This is a genomic window from Pseudogemmobacter sp. W21_MBD1_M6 (genome assembly GCF_052119585.1).
Taxonomy (GTDB): Bacteria; Pseudomonadota; Alphaproteobacteria; order Rhodobacterales; family Rhodobacteraceae; genus JBGQOJ01.
In genome coordinates this window covers 198,760-214,970 of the sequence record NZ_JBGQOJ010000004.1, presented here as the reverse complement: position 1 = coordinate 214,970, position 16,211 = coordinate 198,760, and the positions used below count along the sequence as shown (strand labels likewise).

The following is a 16,211-nucleotide window of genomic DNA, read 5'->3' as shown; positions in this document are numbered from 1 at the left end:
CCACGTCATTGTCCTATCCCGCCCACCTGAAAATTAGAGAAAAATAGAGCGGCGGACAACTACGCTGACACAGGGGGGAATTTGCCGCCAAGCTGGTCGAAGCGGCGCAGGCCAAGAAGGCGGTTAGCGGCACCTTCGAGGATCTTAGCTATCGCGAGACGCAGATTATCGGCGAGGTCGAAAAGGGCCTGACCAATCGAGAGGTCGCAACACGACTGAAGATCAGCGAGAAGACGGTCAAATATTACATGACAAGTCTGATGCAGAAATACGGTGTTTCAAACCGGGTTGGCGCGGTGATCGCGCATCGCAACCAGAACACGGAAGAGCGGCAAAGCCAGCATTAGAACCCGCAGGCGCCACGACCCTTCGGGGTGCGCATTTTACGTTTCTGCAGTCCCTATTTTTGCAGGCATCGGCACTGAAAACATAACCGTGGTTCCGACCCCCGCAGCCGAGCGGACATCCATGGTTCCGCCGGTTGTCTCTATGCGGAACCGCATGCCCTTCGGCCCGATATGGGCCCGTCTGGCATCCATCGACATGGTTGCAGCGGTGCCCATCCCCGGCCCTTTGTCGGACTTCCATCACGAGCGCGCCGTTTGTGGCCTTTACATCAACCTTCTGACCGATCCCGCCGCCGCCGATGCCGTGCGAAGGTTTCAGAAACAACCCGCTGGACATTCCACGCATATCGGCAAGCGCGTCCTGCGCTGCCTCGCGCACCTGATGCACGACGTCTTTGAATGGCCGTTGATCCTGATCCACCGTGGCAAGGAGATCTTCGATTTCATTAATGATCATCAGAATGAATGCCAGCATTTGCGCCGGCCCATCGTGCGGCATTATTGCGATGCGCTTCTGCACAGGTTCGTCAAGGCGTGCGATACCTTGCGTGGCCGACACGATGCGGCTTTGCAGGTCGGAATTTTCCAGCGCAAGGCTGTCATGGGCGATTACAAGATCGTCCAGCGCGGCCTGTTGTGTCGATAGCTTCTGGCTGCCGGCGTTTACGATCATGAACAGCATGCCAACGCCTGCCGCGCCGCAGCCTCTGCATTGCGGTTGAGAACCCCGTCGGTGATCCGCTTGGTCACCGATGACCCAAGCAGCGCCAGCATTGCGATCAGGGCCGTGGGCGTTGATTGCCGCTAAGAATTGACCCATGTGCAATCTCGCCCCGACTTGAACTGGTTGGTGTCTGAGCAGCGCAAATCGCGCAAGGAACGGCAAACGGCGAGGCAGATGCATTCCGATTTGGTGCAGCTTGGATATGAGGGTTCGTATGGGCGCGTGGCCACCTTTGTGCGGAATTGGAAAGAAGAGCGACAGCGCGCGTATCACACGACTGACCGGGGTGTCCTCGTGCCGCTGGTGTTCCAGCCCGGCGAACGGGCCGTGCTATGTGCTGTGGAATTGGCACTGGAGGCAGGCGCCGACCATGACCCAGGTGCTGAACCTGCTTCACAGGTTGCTGGATGGCACGCCGACCGATCAGCCAGATGTGACGCCGCCTGAAGCTCTTGCGCTGCGCAAAGAGCCAGAGGCCAATGTCGCGCGCTATGACGGGCTGCGGGGCGGAACACGCCATGCGTCATGATCCTGCCGGTGCTGCCATCGTCACTATGCTGCGCAGCCTGAAGATGCCGGGTATGGCTCAGGCCGTGCAAGATCTGCTTGAGCAGGGGCCGCCGCCGTTGATGCAGCGATCCCCATGTTGCAACGGCACTTGGCATTCAGGCCATCGCGCATCACCACCAATTTGAGCTTGAGCCAATGGGCCAGCGTGTTCGGCGACGCCAAAAGGACGGCGGCACTGCTCAATCGCCTCACCCATCGATGCCGCACTTTGGAGACCGGCAATAACAGCTATCGCTTCACTGCCAGCTCAGAGACCGCAAAAAAGAAACGAAAGGAGACATCAGCATTGACGCCATCATGACGCAGAGAACATAACAACTGGGTGGGTCAGATCTCGGTGAAAATGCCGGGTCAATTCTCAGTGGCAATCAACAGCCTTCGGACCAAAAGCGGTCGCTCCCCCTGCAACAGAGACGACAACACCGGCGCGCGCGGCTCCGACAATGGCGGCTGCGAAACCTGCGCTGCGCAACGTTGGAGGAGCTGCATCATGATCGAGATCAAAGGCACCAGAAGCCCGCAAAAAGACGCGGACCCCGCGCAAAAATATGTCTTGAATGGCCAGGACGCCAAATCCCGCTCTCCCTATGCGATCGGGATCATGCTGACGGCGTTCGTGCTGTACCTGAAGTCGATGTTTCCTGACACCGCGACCCGGGCCTTTGTCGAGGACGAGGCGGCGCCGCAGATTCCGCAGGAGCCGGAACTGGCGCTGAACGCATATCAGATCACCGACTTCGATGCGGGCGATGTGATCCGCACCTCGAAATACAAGATCTTCGATGCCCCCGACGAGGCCTCGGCCGCGCTGTTCAATGCGGTCTACAACGAGACGGCGCAGGCCGGGCAAAGCGGCGCACGCGAGCAGATCCGCTATCGGTATGAACGGGGTGATGACGGCGACGACAGTGACGCGAATGATATGTCATCGGGCCATACAATTGTCGAATATGACCATGATGATGTCAGCATGGCGACGATCATAACGCTGAACGGGCATCATATTCTGGTATGGTCGGACATCGGATGACACCCGCGGCGGCGCAAGGCATTTATAAGGACCGGACAGGATGACATCGAAAGCAAACCGGACAACCGGCACGGCACAGGGCAGCGACGCGTTCCGCATCGGGCCGCGGGTGATTGCGGGCTTTGTGCTCGGGTTTTTTTTGATCGGCGGCGTCGGGGGCTGGGCCGCGACCGCGAAACTATCGGGGGCGGTGATCTCGCCCGGGGTCGTGATCGTCGATCAGAACCTGAAGCAGGTCCAGCATCGCGATGGCGGCATCGTCTCGGAAATTGCGGTGAAAGAAGGGGATGTGGTGGCCGCCGGTCAGGTTCTGGTGCGTCTGGAAGACACGCAGACCCGCGCGGAACTGTCGATCGTGCGCGGCTTTGCCATTCAGGACCGCCTGTCGTGTCCTATCTGGCAAAACCCTTGCTGGATCAATTCAACCGCGCCTTCCGCGAAAGATGAGGAAACAGACAAAAACTACGAAAGTTTAACGCGGAAATGGTCAGGGTGCGGGTGAAAGCTATGGCCAGTGTTTGATTTGTGATTTACCTCTGGATGCAACCCAAGAGGAGAATCTTATGGACGGAACAATTGCGGCGCTGTTTCTTTTGGCCAGTTCCTGGGACATGGTTGCGAACCATTGTGACACCGGCTGTGTGGCGCAGGCCCCTGCGCCTGCCTATTCGTCCTTCGGCCTTGGGCACGTAATATTTCAGAACCAGAACATCGCGTCCGAGTTCTATTACCGCCATGATTTCGGAATGAAATACGGCCCCTATCAGCCTGCGGTCGGGGTTTCGATCACCGATCAGGGCTCTGCCTGGCTGGGCGCGGGCATGGTTTATACGGCCTCTACGCGGAACGAACGCGGGTATTTACAACTGTCGCTGATGCCGGGGGTCTATACGGCGGGTGATGGCCCCGATCTGGGGAATACGCTGGAAATCCGGTCCGGGATCGAGCTGGGGTATGCCGCAGCGAACGGGATCAGATATGGCCTGTCGTTCGATCACCGGTCGAATGCGGAACTGTCATCGGTCAACCCCGGGCTGGAGACCCTGCAATTGCGTGTTTCGGTTCCGCTGCGTTGAGCCGGGGCATGTGGCGGGTCTGCATGAACGGTGTGTTTAACGCGTTGCGAGCCTTGTCCATCCGTGATGGCGGGCCTACATCAGCCCGATGAAACACTGGATCCCGTTTATCAAATCCGGCCCGACGGTCGCGGTCATCCGCCTGTCAGGTGTCATTGCATCCGGCAGTCGTGTCGGCGCCACGTTAAACGACGCAGCCTATGCGCCGATGATCGAACGCGCCTTCAAGCGCGGCAAGCCAAGCGCCGTTGCGCTTGTCATCAACTCGCCCGGAGGGTCGCCGGTGCAGTCGTCCCTGATTGCCGCACGTATCCGGCGGCTGGCACAGGAAAAATCGATTCCCGTTTACGCCTTTGTCGAGGATCTGGCCGCGTCGGGTGGGTATTGGCTGGCCTCGGCGGCGGACGAAATCTGGATCGACGAGAATTCCATTGTCGGGTCCATTGGCGTCATCTCTGCCTCTTTCGGGTTTCCCGAGCTGATGAAACGTCAGGGGATAGAGCGGCGTGTCTATACGGCTGGCGCGTCAAAAAGCATGCTGGACCCGTTTCAACCGGAAAAATCCGAAGACGTGACGCGGGTGAAAGAGTTGCAAGGGCAGATCCACGACAGCTTTATCGCGCAGGTCAAGGCACGGCGTGGCGCAAAGCTGGCCGCGGGGCAGGATTTGTTCGACGGGTCTGTCTGGGTCGGGCAAAAGGCGATCGACGTCGGTCTTGTCGACGGCATCGGCCATATCGTTCCGACAATGAAACGGGTGTTCGGCGACAAGGTGCGGTTTGCAACCTACGGGGTGAAGCGGTCGCTGTTCCAGCGGTTCGGGGTGCGGATTATCGATGACGCGCTGAACCAGATCGAGGACCGCGCGCATTATGCGCGGTTCGGTTTGTAGCGCATGGTCAAAGTTGTCAGCCTTTTCCTGATCGGAATGCTTGTGCTTGCCATATTCGGCAAACTGCGGCTTCCAAAGCCGAAAATGCCCAAGATGATGACATCCGGGAAATGTTCCGCTTGCGGGCGGCCTAAAATCGGCAGCGGGCCTTGTGCCTGCGGTGGCGGAAAAAAATAGGGTTGTAGTATGGATCTGGTTTATGCGGGCCTTGGCCTGATCATTTTGTTGTTTGCGGGTGATGCGCTGGTCAAGGGGGCTGTGAACCTGAGCCTGCGGATGGGTATTCCGGCGTTGATTGTCAGCCTGACAATCGTGGCCTTTGGCACGTCCGCGCCCGAACTTCTGATCTCGGTCAAGGCCATCATGGACAATGCGCCGGGTCTTGCGCTGGGTAATGTCGTCGGGTCGAATACGGCGAATATTCTGCTGGTTCTCGGCATTCCCGCAATCATTTCCGGCCTGCACACCAGCAGTTGCGATACCAGAAAGACCTATGTCTTCATGCTTGTCGCCACCTTGCTGTTCATTGCCGTGTGCTATTTCGGGCCGATTACATGGGTGCACGGGCTGATCCTGTTTGCCGCCCTTTGTGTCATGCTTGGCGATCAGTTGTTCGAGGCGTTGGCGCATCGCAAGGATGCAAAAGCGGCGGCCCTGGATGTTATCGAGGTCGAGGGCGCGGACCCGTCGATGCCGTTCTGGAAAATCATGATGTTTCTGGCGCTGGGACTGGCCGGGTTGCCGCTGGGTGCCGATCTTCTGGTGGACAGCGCGGTGAATATCGCGACGCGGATGAACATCAGCGAAGAGGTGATCGGCCTGACCTTGATCGCGATCGGCACCTCTTTGCCAGAGCTGGCCACGACAATCATGGCGGCCCTGCGGCGGCAGGCCGACGTGGCATTGGGCAATGTGATCGGGTCGAATATGTTCAACCTGCTTGCGATCATCGGTATTGCATCCTTTGTCGGCGATATTCCGGTGGCCGACCAGTTTCTGCGCGTCGATCTTTGGGTCATGCTTGCGGCATCGCTGGTCCTGTTTCCGTTCGTCTTCCTGCGGTGGAATATCACGAAACTTTGGGGTGCGATCTTGACCGGGCTTTATGCGGCCTACCTGATCTCGGTGGTTGCATAGGGGGCCTGCATGGCAAAGGCATTGGTGACAGGCGCGGGAAAGCGCCTTGGCCGCGAGATGGCGCTGCATCTGGCGGTGCGGGGCTATGATGTTGCGGTGCATTTCGCGACCTCGTCAAACGAGGCAGAGGCGGTTGCTGCCGATATTCGCCGTTCGGGGCGTGCGGCTGTTGCGTTGCAGGCCGATCTGCTGGACGAGGCGGCGACGCAGACGCTTGTATCCCGCGCGGCACAGGCATTGGGGGGGCCGCTAAGCGTTCTGATCAACAACGCTTCCCTGTTCGAATATGACACGATCACCTCGGCGACGCGAGAAAGCTGGGACCGGCACATCGAAAGCAATTTGCGGGCGCCATTCGTGCTGACGCAGCACTTCGCGGCACAGGTGCCTACCGCGCAAAGGGACGATCAGGGGGAACCTGTCGCCAGTGGGCTGGTGATCAACATGATCGACCAGCGCGTACGCAAGCTGACGCCGGAATTCATGACCTACACGATTGCCAAGATGGGTCTGTGGGCCTTTACCCAGACCGCAGCCCAGGCCCTTGCGCCGGATGTGCGGGTCAATGCCATCGGTCCGGGGCCGACATTGCGGGGTGGGCGGCAATCCGAAGAGGCCTTTGCGACGCAACGCGCGTCAACGATCCTTAATCGCGGCGCGAATGCCGCCGATATAACTGCGGCGCTTGGGTACTTTCTGGATGCGCATTCGGTCACCGGACAGCTGTTATGTGTCGATGGCGGGCAGCATCTGGGATGGGAAACGCCGGATGTTTCGGGTGTCGAGTGACCGAAAAAAGCCGATCTGTTGCGGCCTTGCTGCTTGACTTGTGCACCTTGCGATTTCCTGTCACGAAAGCGTTACGATTCTTTTAACGTTATCAGGTGCTTGTGGTTTCATGATAATAATTTCGTTTTAAAACAACGACTTAAGTTATCGCCTAAAAAACAGGCAAACCATTGAACCACGCTGAATCTAAGGGTTTTTTCGAGTAGTGGTAAAGTTATATGCAGACTTATCCACAGGATCCGTGGACATGTTTTTCCTTGTCCCCGCGCGGATAAGGTTGCAGCCCCCCTAGGGAATCAAAGTATTAACGACCCATGGCACACAACAATCATATCACCGGCGACGCAGCGCGGATCAAGGATGGCCCAAGGGGCTATGAATGCATCCAGAATTATCTGAAAACGCTGGATAATTCGCCCGGCGTGTACCGCATGCTGGATGAGCAGGCGCGGGTGCTTTACGTCGGCAAGGCGCGCAATCTGAAAAAGCGCGTGTCGAACTATGCCAAAGAGGGTGGGCATTCGGGGCGCATCGCGCGGATGATTTCCGAGACCGCCTCGATGATGTTCCTGACCACCCTGACCGAGACAGAGGCACTGCTGCTGGAGCAGAACCTGATCAAGCAGTTGAAGCCGCGTTACAACGTGCTGCTGCGCGACGACAAAAGCTTTCCGAACATTCTGGTGTCCAGCACGCATGCCTTTCCGCAGATCAAGAAGCATCGCGGGGCGAAGACGGAAAAGGGCAATTATTATGGGCCGTTTGCCAGCGCGGGCGCGGTGAACCGGACATTGAACCAGTTGCAGAAAGTCTTTTTGCTGCGCAACTGCACGGATTCGGTTTTTGAATCCCGCACGCGCCCTTGCTTGCTTTACCAGATCAAACGCTGTGCCGCGCCCTGCGTCGGCTATGTGTCAGCCGAGGATTACAACGCGCTGGTGGACGATGCAGAGAAATTTCTTTCGGGGAAATCCACCAACGTGCAGGAAACGCTTGCCCGTGAAATGGACATCGCGAGCGAGGCGATGGAATTCGAACGCGCGGCCGCCCTGCGCGACCGGATCCGCGCCCTGACGCAGGTGCAGGCAGGGCAGGGCATCAATCCGCGCGGCGTGGCCGAGGCCGATGTGATCGCCTTGCATATGGAAGGCGGGCAGGCCTGCGTTCAGGTGTTCTTTATCCGCGCGAACCAGAATTGGGGGAACCGCGATTTCTATCCGCGGCTGGTGGCAGACGCGGACGAGGGCGAGGTGCTGGAGGCGTTTCTGGGCCAGTTCTATGGCGACAAGACGCCGCCGCGCCTGTTGCTTTTGTCCCACCCTATCCCCGACGAGGATCTGATGGTCGAGGCGCTGAGCCAGAAGGCAGAGCGCAGGGTGGAGATCGCCGTGCCGCTGCGCGGCGAGAAGGCAGAGCTGATGGAGGGTGCGCTGCGCAATGCCCGCGAGTCGCTGGCGCGGCGGATGTCGGAAACCGCGACGCAGGGCAAACTGCTGCGCGGTCTGGCCGAGGCGTTCGATCTGGACGCGCCGCCGAAACGGATCGAGGTCTATGACAACAGCCACATCCAAGGCACCAACGCGGTCGGCGGTATGATCGTGGCAGGGGCGGACGGATTTCTGAAAAGCCAGTATCGCAAATACAATATCCGCGGCGAGGACATCACCCCCGGCGACGATTTCGGGATGATGAAAGAGGTGCTGACCCGCCGGTTCCAGCGGTTGCTGAAAGAAGACCCCGAACGCAAGTCCGACATGTGGCCCGACCTGCTGCTGATTGACGGCGGTGCGGGTCAGGTTAGCGCGGTGCAAAGCATCCTGTCCGAAATGGGGGTCGAGGATATTGCGATGGTCGGGGTGGCGAAGGGCGTGGACCGCGACGCTGGCAAAGAGGTATTCCACCGCACGGGCCAGCGCCCCTTTGCATTGCAGCACAACGATCCGGTGCTGTATTTCGTTCAGCGCCTGCGCGACGAGGCGCACCGCTTTGCCATCGGTACGCACCGCGCGAAACGTGCCAAGGCGATCGGTGCTACGCCACTGGACGAGGTGCCCGGCGTTGGCGCCACGCGCAAGCGGGCGCTGCTGGCGCATTTTGGCTCTGCCAAGGCGGTCAGTCGCGCGGGGCTGTCCGATCTGAAGGCGGTCGACGGTATTTCGGATGCAATGGCGGAAACCATATATGCCTTCTTCCATGCGAAAGGATGACAGGGTAAGGATAGTGCCATGACATGGACATTGCCCAATATTCTGACGGTTATCCGCCTTTTCGCAGCCCCGGGTGTTGCGATCATGTTTTTGTATTTTCAAAGACCCTATGCGGATTGGTTCGCCCTTACGTTGTTTGTCGGCGCGGCTGTTACCGACTTTTTCGACGGCTATCTTGCCCGCCGGTGGAAACAGGAAAGCTCTTTCGGGCGTATGCTGGACCCGATTGCAGACAAGGCGATGGTTGTCATTGCGCTGCTGGTGCTGACCGCCTTTTCCAGCGCGACCTTTCTGATCCTTCTGCCGGCAACGATCATTTTGTTCCGCGAGGTATTTGTTTCCGGCCTGCGAGAGTTTCTTGGCAGCCGCGCCAGCCTGCTGAACGTCACGAAACTGGCCAAATGGAAAACAACGGCGCAGATGATCGCGATCTCGGTTCTGTTCGGAAGCGGTATATTCGAACATTATGTGGTGATGGACAGCTTCGGCATGGACGCTGCTATGGTCGCTGGAATTCTGGAAGGCACCGGACCTGACAAAACGGGGCTTTTGTGGAAGTATAACGCGATGTCGGCCAGTTTATATGCGGGCACTGTGTTGCTATGGCTTGCCGCCATTCTGACGCTTGTCACAGGATGGGACTATTTTGCCAAAGCCCTGCCGATCCTGCGAGAGGGAGAGACTGCGTGATCGACGTGCTTTATTTCGCCTGGGTCCGGGAACGGATCGGCCTGCCGAAAGAGCGGGTTACAACCTCTGCCGCAACGGTCGCGGAACTGGTGGCGGAACTGGTCGCGAGGGAAGAGCGGTATGCGGTGGCATTCGCCGATCTCAGCGCGCTGCGTGTTGCCGTTGATCAGGAATTGATGGATTTTGACGCCCCGCTTGCCGGTGTGCGCGAGGTGGCGTTCTTTCCGCCGATGACGGGGGGCTGAGGCCATGCGCGTGCGGGTCCAGCTGGAACCGTTTGATCCAGGCGCGGAACTGACCGCGTTCACCGGTGCCAGCGCCGGTGCCGGTGCGGTCGTGACATTTACGGGCATTGTGCGCGACGTGGCCGGTGGCCTGAACCGGATGGAGATAGAGCATTACCCCGGCATGACGGAAAAGGCGCTGGCCGCGATTGCTGACGAAGCGGCGCGGCGCTGGTCCCTGACCAATGTGCAGGTGATCCACCGATATGGCCCGCTGGCGCCTGACGATATGATCATGATGGTCGCCACCGCCGCCCGTCATCGCGGCGACGCGTTTGCGGCGGCCGAATTCCTGATGGATTACCTGAAGTCCCGTGCGCCGTTCTGGAAAAAGGAACTGACCCGCGACGGGACTGACTGGGTTGAAAGCAAGGCCGAGGACGAAGCCGCGCTGACCCGCTGGCAGGACTAGCCAGCGTTCACGCGTTCTATATAGGTGCGCAATTCTTCCGCCTCGTGCCGCGCCGCCCGCAACCCATCCATTGCCGCCCGCAGCTCTGCCTCTGACTGGGACAGCTGGTTGGTCATCTCTGCCTCGCGCTGCTGCAGATAGGTGATGGCCTGATCGCGGGTTTCTTCCGCCTCGTGCAGGGCCTGCGCCATCTTGTCCAGCTCGCCCATTTCCGACTGGGACACCCGAGTAAAACGGTGGATCAGCCAACTGGCAAACCAGCCAAGAACAAATGCTACAAATAGAATAATGGCCGTCGCAAAGATAAACTCAGTTCTGTTCATCGGTCGTCCCTGTTCCGGTTGTTCCCTCTGCTACAGGTTCATCTGCAACGTCGGTTCCGGGTGTTGTTGTCGCTGCCGCAGTATCATCCGTCAGCAATTTGAATTCGATCCGGCGGTTCGCTTCGCGCCCGTCTTCGGTGTCATTATCCGCAATCGGCACGGTTTCGCCATAGCCTTTTGCCGTGAGCGCCGATGTCAGGACACGGCGCGACATCAGGGCGGTCAGAACAGCATCCGCACGCTGCTGGCTAAGATCAAGGTTCATTTCCTCGCGACCCTGACTGTCGGTATGGCCGCCGATCTGCATTTCGAAGTCGGAACAGTTGGTCATCAGTTTTGCCAGCTTGTCGATAGGCTCGACCGAATCCGCACCGAACGTGGCCGCCCCCGGATCAAAGCTTATCTTGCGCTGGTTCAGCACGGCGTTCAGCTGTTCGACGCATTCATCCGCCGTTGGCAGCCCCAAAAGCGGGTCCAGCTTTTTGTCATAGGTGACTTCGATGTTGAAGTTCTCTGCCTCGCCCAGCTTGTCCGACAAGATCCGGGAAATTGTTGAATTGGTCTCTGGGTTTCCGGTGATGCCGCGCACTTCGACGATATCGGGTTGCACGATCACGCTGCCGCTGAGCAGTTCGGCCAGCGCCTCTACCCCTGCCAGAACGCGCACCGGCCAACCATCCGGCAACGCCTCGTCCAGGCGGGTGGCGGCATAGACGCTGTCCTTGCCGAACCGGGCGCGCGCATAGCTTTCGACGGCATTGCGCACGCGTTCATCCGTCAGGCGGCCGCGCAATTGTATCTGCCCCTCGGGGCTGCGGGTGGCGATGAATTCCGGTGGCCCGCTGCCTTCGCCAGTTCCGTCGATCTTGACCTTTTCGGGTAGAACCGAATGCAGCGAGAACACATCGGGCAGGGCTGTTTCCAGCTCTCCGATCACGCGGTCAAAGGTGGCTTGCGATGTTGTGTCCAGCGCGACAAGCGTCACATCGGCATCCGAATACGTGATGCTGCCGCCGCCCATGTCTTTCAGTGCCAGAATACCCTTTTCGACGGCTTCGGCCCAACGGGGGGACGGAACGCCAAGGCCAAGGATGCAGTTTGCCTTGCTTTCCATGCCTGCTGCTGTCGCAGCCTTGATGATCCTGTCGCGCGCCTCTTCGGATTGCGCCGCGCAGGCGTCGAATTTTGCGCCGTTTGCGTCGATCAGAAAGCGAAGGGTGAATGGTGTAACCACGGGACGCGGCGCTTTGATATTCAGCACCAATTCGACCGCGCTGGGCACCTTGCGGGCAAGCTCTGTCTCGATCCGCTTCTTCTCGGGAATGCTTTCGCTGCTGGCGGTGATCGCGACGCGGTCCGCCGCAATGGAGATTTTGGAACTGGGCAGCTTGCGCAGGGATTGCAGGCCAAAGGCCAGCGATGCATCCCAGCCCTCCGGCACGGGGTGATCTGCCGATTCCAGCATGTCGATCACCGGGGTGTCGCCTGCGACGGCATTGATGGTGTCCAGAATGGTCGCGCGGTCGGTCGCGGCGGGAATAAGGCCGATCAGGGAAATGCCGTCGCCGCTGCGCAGAATTTCCACGGCGAATTTCGGGGCCTCGATCAATGCGCTGTCTTCGACCTGCATCTTGTCGATCACACGGGCCGCGTCCACGATGCCGCCCGCAATGGCAAGCGCACGAAATCGCGTGGCTTCGTTCGGGGCGGTCCCGCTCAGGTGAACCTGAAGCCCGTCTGCCTCTACCTCGACCCAGTCGTGGTCGTTCTTTTCCATCGCCATGGCGATAGCGTCGACCGACCGCGTTTCGACGGCCTCCACGGCGAAGGACGCACCAAAGAAACTTACAAATCCTGCGGCGATAAAGACCGCAAGAACAATCAGTGAAGAAGACACTCGCATAAGGTGGATGCGCCCCATTGTTTCCGTTGCCCCCTGTCTAGGGCGCAGACCTTGTGGGATCAATCAAATGAAAAGTGATACGGCAAGAAACAGCGCAGGAATCAGGCCGGCATCGCGGTTGGACCTGAACAGGCGCAGGCATACGTCGGGATTATCCGCGTCAAGCTTGCGCATTTGCCAAGCAAGGTGCCAGCCGAATGCCCAGACGCCGCACAACGCCATGGTCAGCGCCAGAACGTTCGCGTCGGGCAGCATCGCGGAGACAACAGACGCCGCCAGCAGGGCCACGCTGACCACCATAAAGAACCGCAACCAGATGTTGGTCTTGTCCGCAAAAAGGCGGGCCGTGGATTTCACCCCGATCAGGGCGTCGTCCTCCTTATCCTGATGCGCATAGATCGTGTCGTAAAACAGGGTCCAGCTGATGCCGCCTGCATAAAGCAGCACAGCGGGCCAGCCCAGGCTACCGGTATGCGCCGTCCATGCCAGTAACGCGCCCCAGTTGAATGCCAGCCCCAGAAAGACCTGCGGCCACCAGGTGAACCGCTTGGCAGACGGATAGATCGCGACCAGCACAAGCGAGCCGATGCCAAGTGCGATCGCGGTGATGTTGAATGTCAGCAGAACCCCGAAAGCGATCAGCGCCTGTAGCGCCATCCAGACAAGCGCCTGTCTGACACTGACCTGCCCCGACGGGATCGGCCGCGACCTTGTGCGCTCTACCCGCCCGTCAAAGTCGCGGTCGGTGATGTCGTTCCATGTGCACCCCGCCCCCCGCATCAAAACCGCGCCGATACCGCATCCGCCGATGATCCATAGATCGAAAAGGCCAAACTGCCCGTCATGCAGCGACGCCAGCAGGACCGACCACCAGCAGGGCAACAGCAACAGCCATGTCCCGATGGGTCGGTCCGCCCTGCTAAGCCGCAGATAGGGGCGCGTCCATTCAGGGGCAAGCCGGTCCACCCAGTTGCCCGTAACGGCATCCGACACCGCGCCGCTTGCGCCGGTGTCCTTGGCCTCTGGCGTTTTCGTGAACTCGGTCATAATGTCAGCCTCATGTCGGATGCAAAGATCAGGTTGTTTGTAGAACATGCACTTGGGGTGGGGCAATCTGTTCCCGTATCCCGAGAGCAGGCGCATTATTTGTTCGGCGTCATGCGCCTTGGGCTGGGGGCGCAGGTGCTGTTGTTCAACGGGTCCAGCGGCGAATGGCGTGCCGAAGTTGTGGATGCGGGAAAGCGCGGCGGCATCCTGCTGTGCAAGGAACAGACCCGGCCGCTGCACCTGCCGCCCGATCTGTGGCTGTTGTTCGCGCCGATCAAAAAGGCCCGCACCGATTTCATCGTTGAAAAAGCGACAGAGATGGGGGCCGCACGGATCATGCCCGTGCAAACCGACCACACCAATTCCGAACGGATCCGGCAGGATCGCCTTCAGGCGCATGCGGTAGAGGCGGCAGAGCAATGCGGCGGCACCTGTGTTCCGGTGGTCGCGGATCTGACGAAACTTGACCGCCTGCTGACCGACTGGCCCGATGACCGCCAACTGATGTTCTGCGACGAGACGCTGGTTGGCGCGGCGTTGACCCTGCGCGACGCAAAGCCGGGCAAATGGGCGATTCTGATCGGCCCCGAGGGTGGGTTTTCGGAAAAAGAGCGGTCGCGCCTGCGGTCCTTGCCATTTGCCGTATCAATCAGCCTTGGACCGCGGATATTGCGGGCGGACACGGCGGCGGTTGCGGCACTGACGATGTGGCAAAGTGCACTGGGGGATTGGGGTTGAGTTTCATTCGTCCCGCCGCCCGTGCGCGTCTTTGGCGCTGGCGCGAGGCCGTGGCCGGACTGGTGCTTGGGCTTTTAGGCATCTGGCTTGCCGTCGCGGGGATCGGGTTCGTTCGCATCCTTGGAACCTGTGTTGTGATTGCAGGTGCGGTTCTGGTCTTTGCGGGCCTGCAGCGCGCCCGTTTTCGCATCGGGTCCGGCGGGCCGGGCGTTGTGCAGATCGACGAGGCGCAAGTAACCTATTACGGGCCGTTGAATGGCGGGGTCATCTCGCTTGGTGCCGTGACGCTGATCGAGCTTGTCGGTGCCGGTGTCGCACAGCACTGGCGACTGACAGAGCCGGGCGCGCCGCCGCTGTCGATCCCGACAAAAGCCGAAGGAGCCGATCTGTTATTCGATGCCTTTGCGACGTTGAAAGGACTGGATGTGCCCCGGATGCTGAACGCTCTTGCCGATAACGCGGAACACCCTGTTGTGATCTGGCGGAAAGAGCCTGCGCGACTGCATTGACTTCACCCGCAAATCCTTACACGTCTGTCCCCCTGAAAACCTGATCCGATCGGAGCCTCTCAATGTCTATTCCACAAACCGGCGGTGGCCCGATTGAACACGAAAGCCAGCTCGCTGAATATCTGGCATCCGGCTGCAAGCCCAAAGAAGACTGGCGGATCGGAACCGAGCACGAAAAGTTCGGCTACATCAAAGAGACGCTTGCGCCGCTGCCCTACGACGGGCCGCAAAGCATCCGCGCGATTCTCGAGGCGCTGCGCGACCGGTATCACTGGGCCCCCGTGATGGAGGGCGAGCATATCATCGGTCTGGTCAAGGACGGCGCGAACGTCAGCCTTGAACCGGGTGGCCAGCTTGAACTGTCCGGCGCGCCGCTGGAAACCATCCACGAGACCTGCGACGAGGTGAACCACCACCTGAAAGAGGTGCAGTCGGTCGCCGATGCCATGGGCGTCGGTTTCATCGGGCTTGGCGCCGCGCCGATCTGGTCGCACGAGCAGATGCCGATGATGCCCAAAGGGCGCTATCGCCTGATGACGGATTACATGGGGCGCGTTGGCACCCATGGCACCCAGATGATGTACCGGACCTGCACCGTTCAGGTGAATCTGGACTTCGAGACAGAGGCGGACATGGTGCAGAAAATGCGCGTGGCGCTTGCCCTGCAACCCGTTGCGACCGCGCTGTTCGCCAATTCGCCGTTCTTCGACGGCAAGGTCAACGGCCACAAATCTTGGCGCAGCCGCGTTTGGCGGGGCCTGGACAACGCGCGCACCGGAATGCTGCCCTTTGTGTTCGACGACAGTTTCGGCTTCGAGGCATGGGTGCAATACGTTCTCGATGTGCCGATGTATTTCGTCTACCGCGATGGAAAATACATCGATGCGCTGGGCCAGTCATTCCGCGATTTCCTGAAAGGGCAGCTGCCCGCGCTGCCGGGCGAAATGCCGACCCTGTCCGATTGGGCCGATCACCTGACAACCGTCTTTCCCGAAGCGCGTTTGAAAAAATTCATCGAGATGCGCGGCGCCGATGGTGGCCCGTGGCGCCGCCTGTGCGCGCTGCCTGCGCTTTGGGTCGGTCTGACCTACGATCAGGGCGCGTTGGATGCCGCTTGGGATCTGGCCAAGGATTGGGATGCCGAAACACGCGAGGCGCTGCGCGTGGCGGCCTCCGAATCCGGGCTTCAGGCCGAGGTGAACGGCATCAAAATGCACGACCTTGCGAAAGAAGTCGTGGCGATTGCCGATGCGGGCCTGAAGGCGCGCGCACGCCCCGGTGCCGGCGGTATGATCCCTGACGAAACCCATTTCCTGAACGCCCTTAAGGAAACAGTCGAGACAGGCCGCACCCCTGCGGATGAATTGCTCGAGAAATTCCATGGCGAATGGAAGGGCGATCTGACCCGGATCTACAATGAATACAGCTACTGATTTCAGTTCTTTATTTTAAAAATATCCTCGCGCGAAGCGCAAAATCTTTTACCGGGGGTTTTGCGTTTCGCGCGAGAGTATTTTGACCGAGAAGAGCGGA

General features: G+C 59.6%; 18 protein-coding genes and 3 pseudogenes. 17 read left to right on the top strand and 4 right to left on the bottom strand.

Annotation, left to right across the window (positions count from 1 at the left end; genetic code table 11):
- Positions 1–92: 92 nt before the first annotated feature.
- Positions 93–347: a response regulator transcription factor gene (locus tag ACEN2R_RS07665; RefSeq protein WP_442040870.1), complete on the top strand. Its 255-nt coding sequence runs from the start codon at positions 93–95 to the stop codon at positions 345–347.
- Here the strand turns inward: ACEN2R_RS07665 and ACEN2R_RS07660 are convergent.
- A complete protein-coding gene (locus ACEN2R_RS07660) occupies positions 238–1,029 on the bottom strand; it encodes a hypothetical protein (RefSeq protein ID WP_442040845.1) in 792 nt (263 codons plus the stop codon). The genes ACEN2R_RS07665 and ACEN2R_RS07660 overlap by 110 nt on opposite strands.
- A gap of 162 nt (positions 1,030–1,191) precedes the next feature.
- On the opposite strand from ACEN2R_RS07660, the pseudogene ACEN2R_RS07655 reads away from it, so the two are divergent.
- The 13 genes and pseudogenes from ACEN2R_RS07655 to ACEN2R_RS07595 all read left to right on the top strand — a co-directional run.
- Positions 1,192–1,392, top strand: a pseudogene (locus ACEN2R_RS07655) (IS21 family transposase); the annotation flags it as partial.
- Positions 1,390–1,600: pseudogene (locus ACEN2R_RS07650) on the top strand (IS21 family transposase); the annotation flags it as partial. The pseudogenes ACEN2R_RS07655 and ACEN2R_RS07650, both read left to right, overlap by 3 nt.
- A gap of 150 nt (positions 1,601–1,750) precedes the next feature.
- A pseudogene (locus tag ACEN2R_RS07645) lies at positions 1,751–1,942 on the top strand (ATP-binding protein); the annotation flags it as partial.
- Between the two features lie 189 nt (positions 1,943–2,131).
- Complete coding sequence (locus ACEN2R_RS07640) at positions 2,132–2,671, top strand: hypothetical protein (protein ID WP_442040843.1); 540 nt, start codon at positions 2,132–2,134, stop codon at positions 2,669–2,671.
- A gap of 40 nt (positions 2,672–2,711) precedes the next feature.
- The gene (locus tag ACEN2R_RS07635; protein WP_442040842.1) at positions 2,712–3,173 is read left to right on the top strand and encodes a hypothetical protein; all 462 of its coding nucleotides are present in this window, start codon (positions 2,712–2,714) and stop codon (positions 3,171–3,173) included.
- Between the two features lie 61 nt (positions 3,174–3,234).
- Positions 3,235–3,747, top strand: a complete 513-nt coding sequence (locus ACEN2R_RS07630; RefSeq protein WP_442040840.1) for an acyloxyacyl hydrolase — start codon at positions 3,235–3,237, stop codon at positions 3,745–3,747.
- Between the two features lie 88 nt (positions 3,748–3,835).
- Complete coding sequence (locus ACEN2R_RS07625) at positions 3,836–4,639, top strand: S49 family peptidase (protein WP_442040838.1); 804 nt, start codon at positions 3,836–3,838, stop codon at positions 4,637–4,639.
- A 186-nt stretch (positions 4,640–4,825) separates the two neighbouring features.
- On the top strand, positions 4,826–5,776 hold the full coding sequence (locus tag ACEN2R_RS07620) for a calcium/sodium antiporter (RefSeq protein WP_442040836.1): 951 nt from the start codon (positions 4,826–4,828) through the stop codon (positions 5,774–5,776).
- Between the two features lie 9 nt (positions 5,777–5,785).
- On the top strand, positions 5,786–6,565 hold the full coding sequence (locus ACEN2R_RS07615) for an SDR family oxidoreductase (protein ID WP_442040834.1): 780 nt from the start codon (positions 5,786–5,788) through the stop codon (positions 6,563–6,565).
- Between the two features lie 314 nt (positions 6,566–6,879).
- The gene (uvrC, locus tag ACEN2R_RS07610) at positions 6,880–8,772 is read left to right on the top strand and encodes an excinuclease ABC subunit UvrC (RefSeq protein ID WP_442040832.1); all 1,893 of its coding nucleotides are present in this window, start codon (positions 6,880–6,882) and stop codon (positions 8,770–8,772) included.
- A gap of 18 nt (positions 8,773–8,790) precedes the next feature.
- On the top strand, positions 8,791–9,462 hold the full coding sequence (pgsA, locus tag ACEN2R_RS07605; RefSeq protein WP_442040830.1) for a CDP-diacylglycerol--glycerol-3-phosphate 3-phosphatidyltransferase: 672 nt from the start codon (positions 8,791–8,793) through the stop codon (positions 9,460–9,462).
- Entirely contained in the window at positions 9,462–9,707 is a 246-nt protein-coding gene (gene moaD / locus ACEN2R_RS07600) for a molybdopterin converting factor subunit 1 (RefSeq protein ID WP_442040868.1), read from the top strand. The genes pgsA and moaD overlap by 1 nt, the downstream gene beginning before the upstream one ends.
- A gap of 4 nt (positions 9,708–9,711) precedes the next feature.
- Entirely contained in the window at positions 9,712–10,158 is a 447-nt protein-coding gene (locus ACEN2R_RS07595; protein WP_442040828.1) for a molybdenum cofactor biosynthesis protein MoaE, read from the top strand.
- Here the strand turns inward: ACEN2R_RS07595 and ACEN2R_RS07590 are convergent.
- From ACEN2R_RS07590 to ubiA, 3 genes are all read right to left on the bottom strand, one after another.
- Positions 10,155–10,481, bottom strand: a complete 327-nt coding sequence (locus ACEN2R_RS07590; protein ID WP_442040826.1) for a hypothetical protein — start codon at positions 10,479–10,481, stop codon at positions 10,155–10,157. The two genes, ACEN2R_RS07595 and ACEN2R_RS07590, sit on opposite strands and share 4 nt — an antisense overlap.
- A complete protein-coding gene (locus ACEN2R_RS07585) occupies positions 10,468–12,384 on the bottom strand; it encodes an OmpA family protein (protein WP_442040824.1) in 1,917 nt (638 codons plus the stop codon). Before ACEN2R_RS07585 ends, ACEN2R_RS07590 begins: the two co-directional genes overlap by 14 nt.
- 63 nt (positions 12,385–12,447) lie before the next feature.
- Positions 12,448–13,431, bottom strand: coding sequence for a 4-hydroxybenzoate octaprenyltransferase (ubiA, locus tag ACEN2R_RS07580; RefSeq protein WP_442040822.1), 984 nt, complete (start codon positions 13,429–13,431; stop codon positions 12,448–12,450).
- 12 nt (positions 13,432–13,443) lie between these two features.
- Between ubiA and ACEN2R_RS07575 the strand changes: the two genes are divergently transcribed.
- The 3 genes from ACEN2R_RS07575 to ACEN2R_RS07565 all read left to right on the top strand — a co-directional run bounded on the left by ACEN2R_RS07575 (position 13,444) and on the right by ACEN2R_RS07565 (position 16,111).
- On the top strand, positions 13,444–14,169 hold the full coding sequence (locus ACEN2R_RS07575) for a 16S rRNA (uracil(1498)-N(3))-methyltransferase (RefSeq protein WP_442040820.1): 726 nt from the start codon (positions 13,444–13,446) through the stop codon (positions 14,167–14,169).
- Entirely contained in the window at positions 14,166–14,678 is a 513-nt protein-coding gene (locus ACEN2R_RS07570) for a hypothetical protein (protein ID WP_442040818.1), read from the top strand. The genes ACEN2R_RS07575 and ACEN2R_RS07570 overlap by 4 nt, the downstream gene beginning before the upstream one ends.
- A gap of 62 nt (positions 14,679–14,740) precedes the next feature.
- Positions 14,741–16,111: a glutamate--cysteine ligase gene (locus ACEN2R_RS07565; protein WP_442040816.1), complete on the top strand. Its 1,371-nt coding sequence runs from the start codon at positions 14,741–14,743 to the stop codon at positions 16,109–16,111.
- Positions 16,112–16,211: the final 100 nt, after the last annotated feature.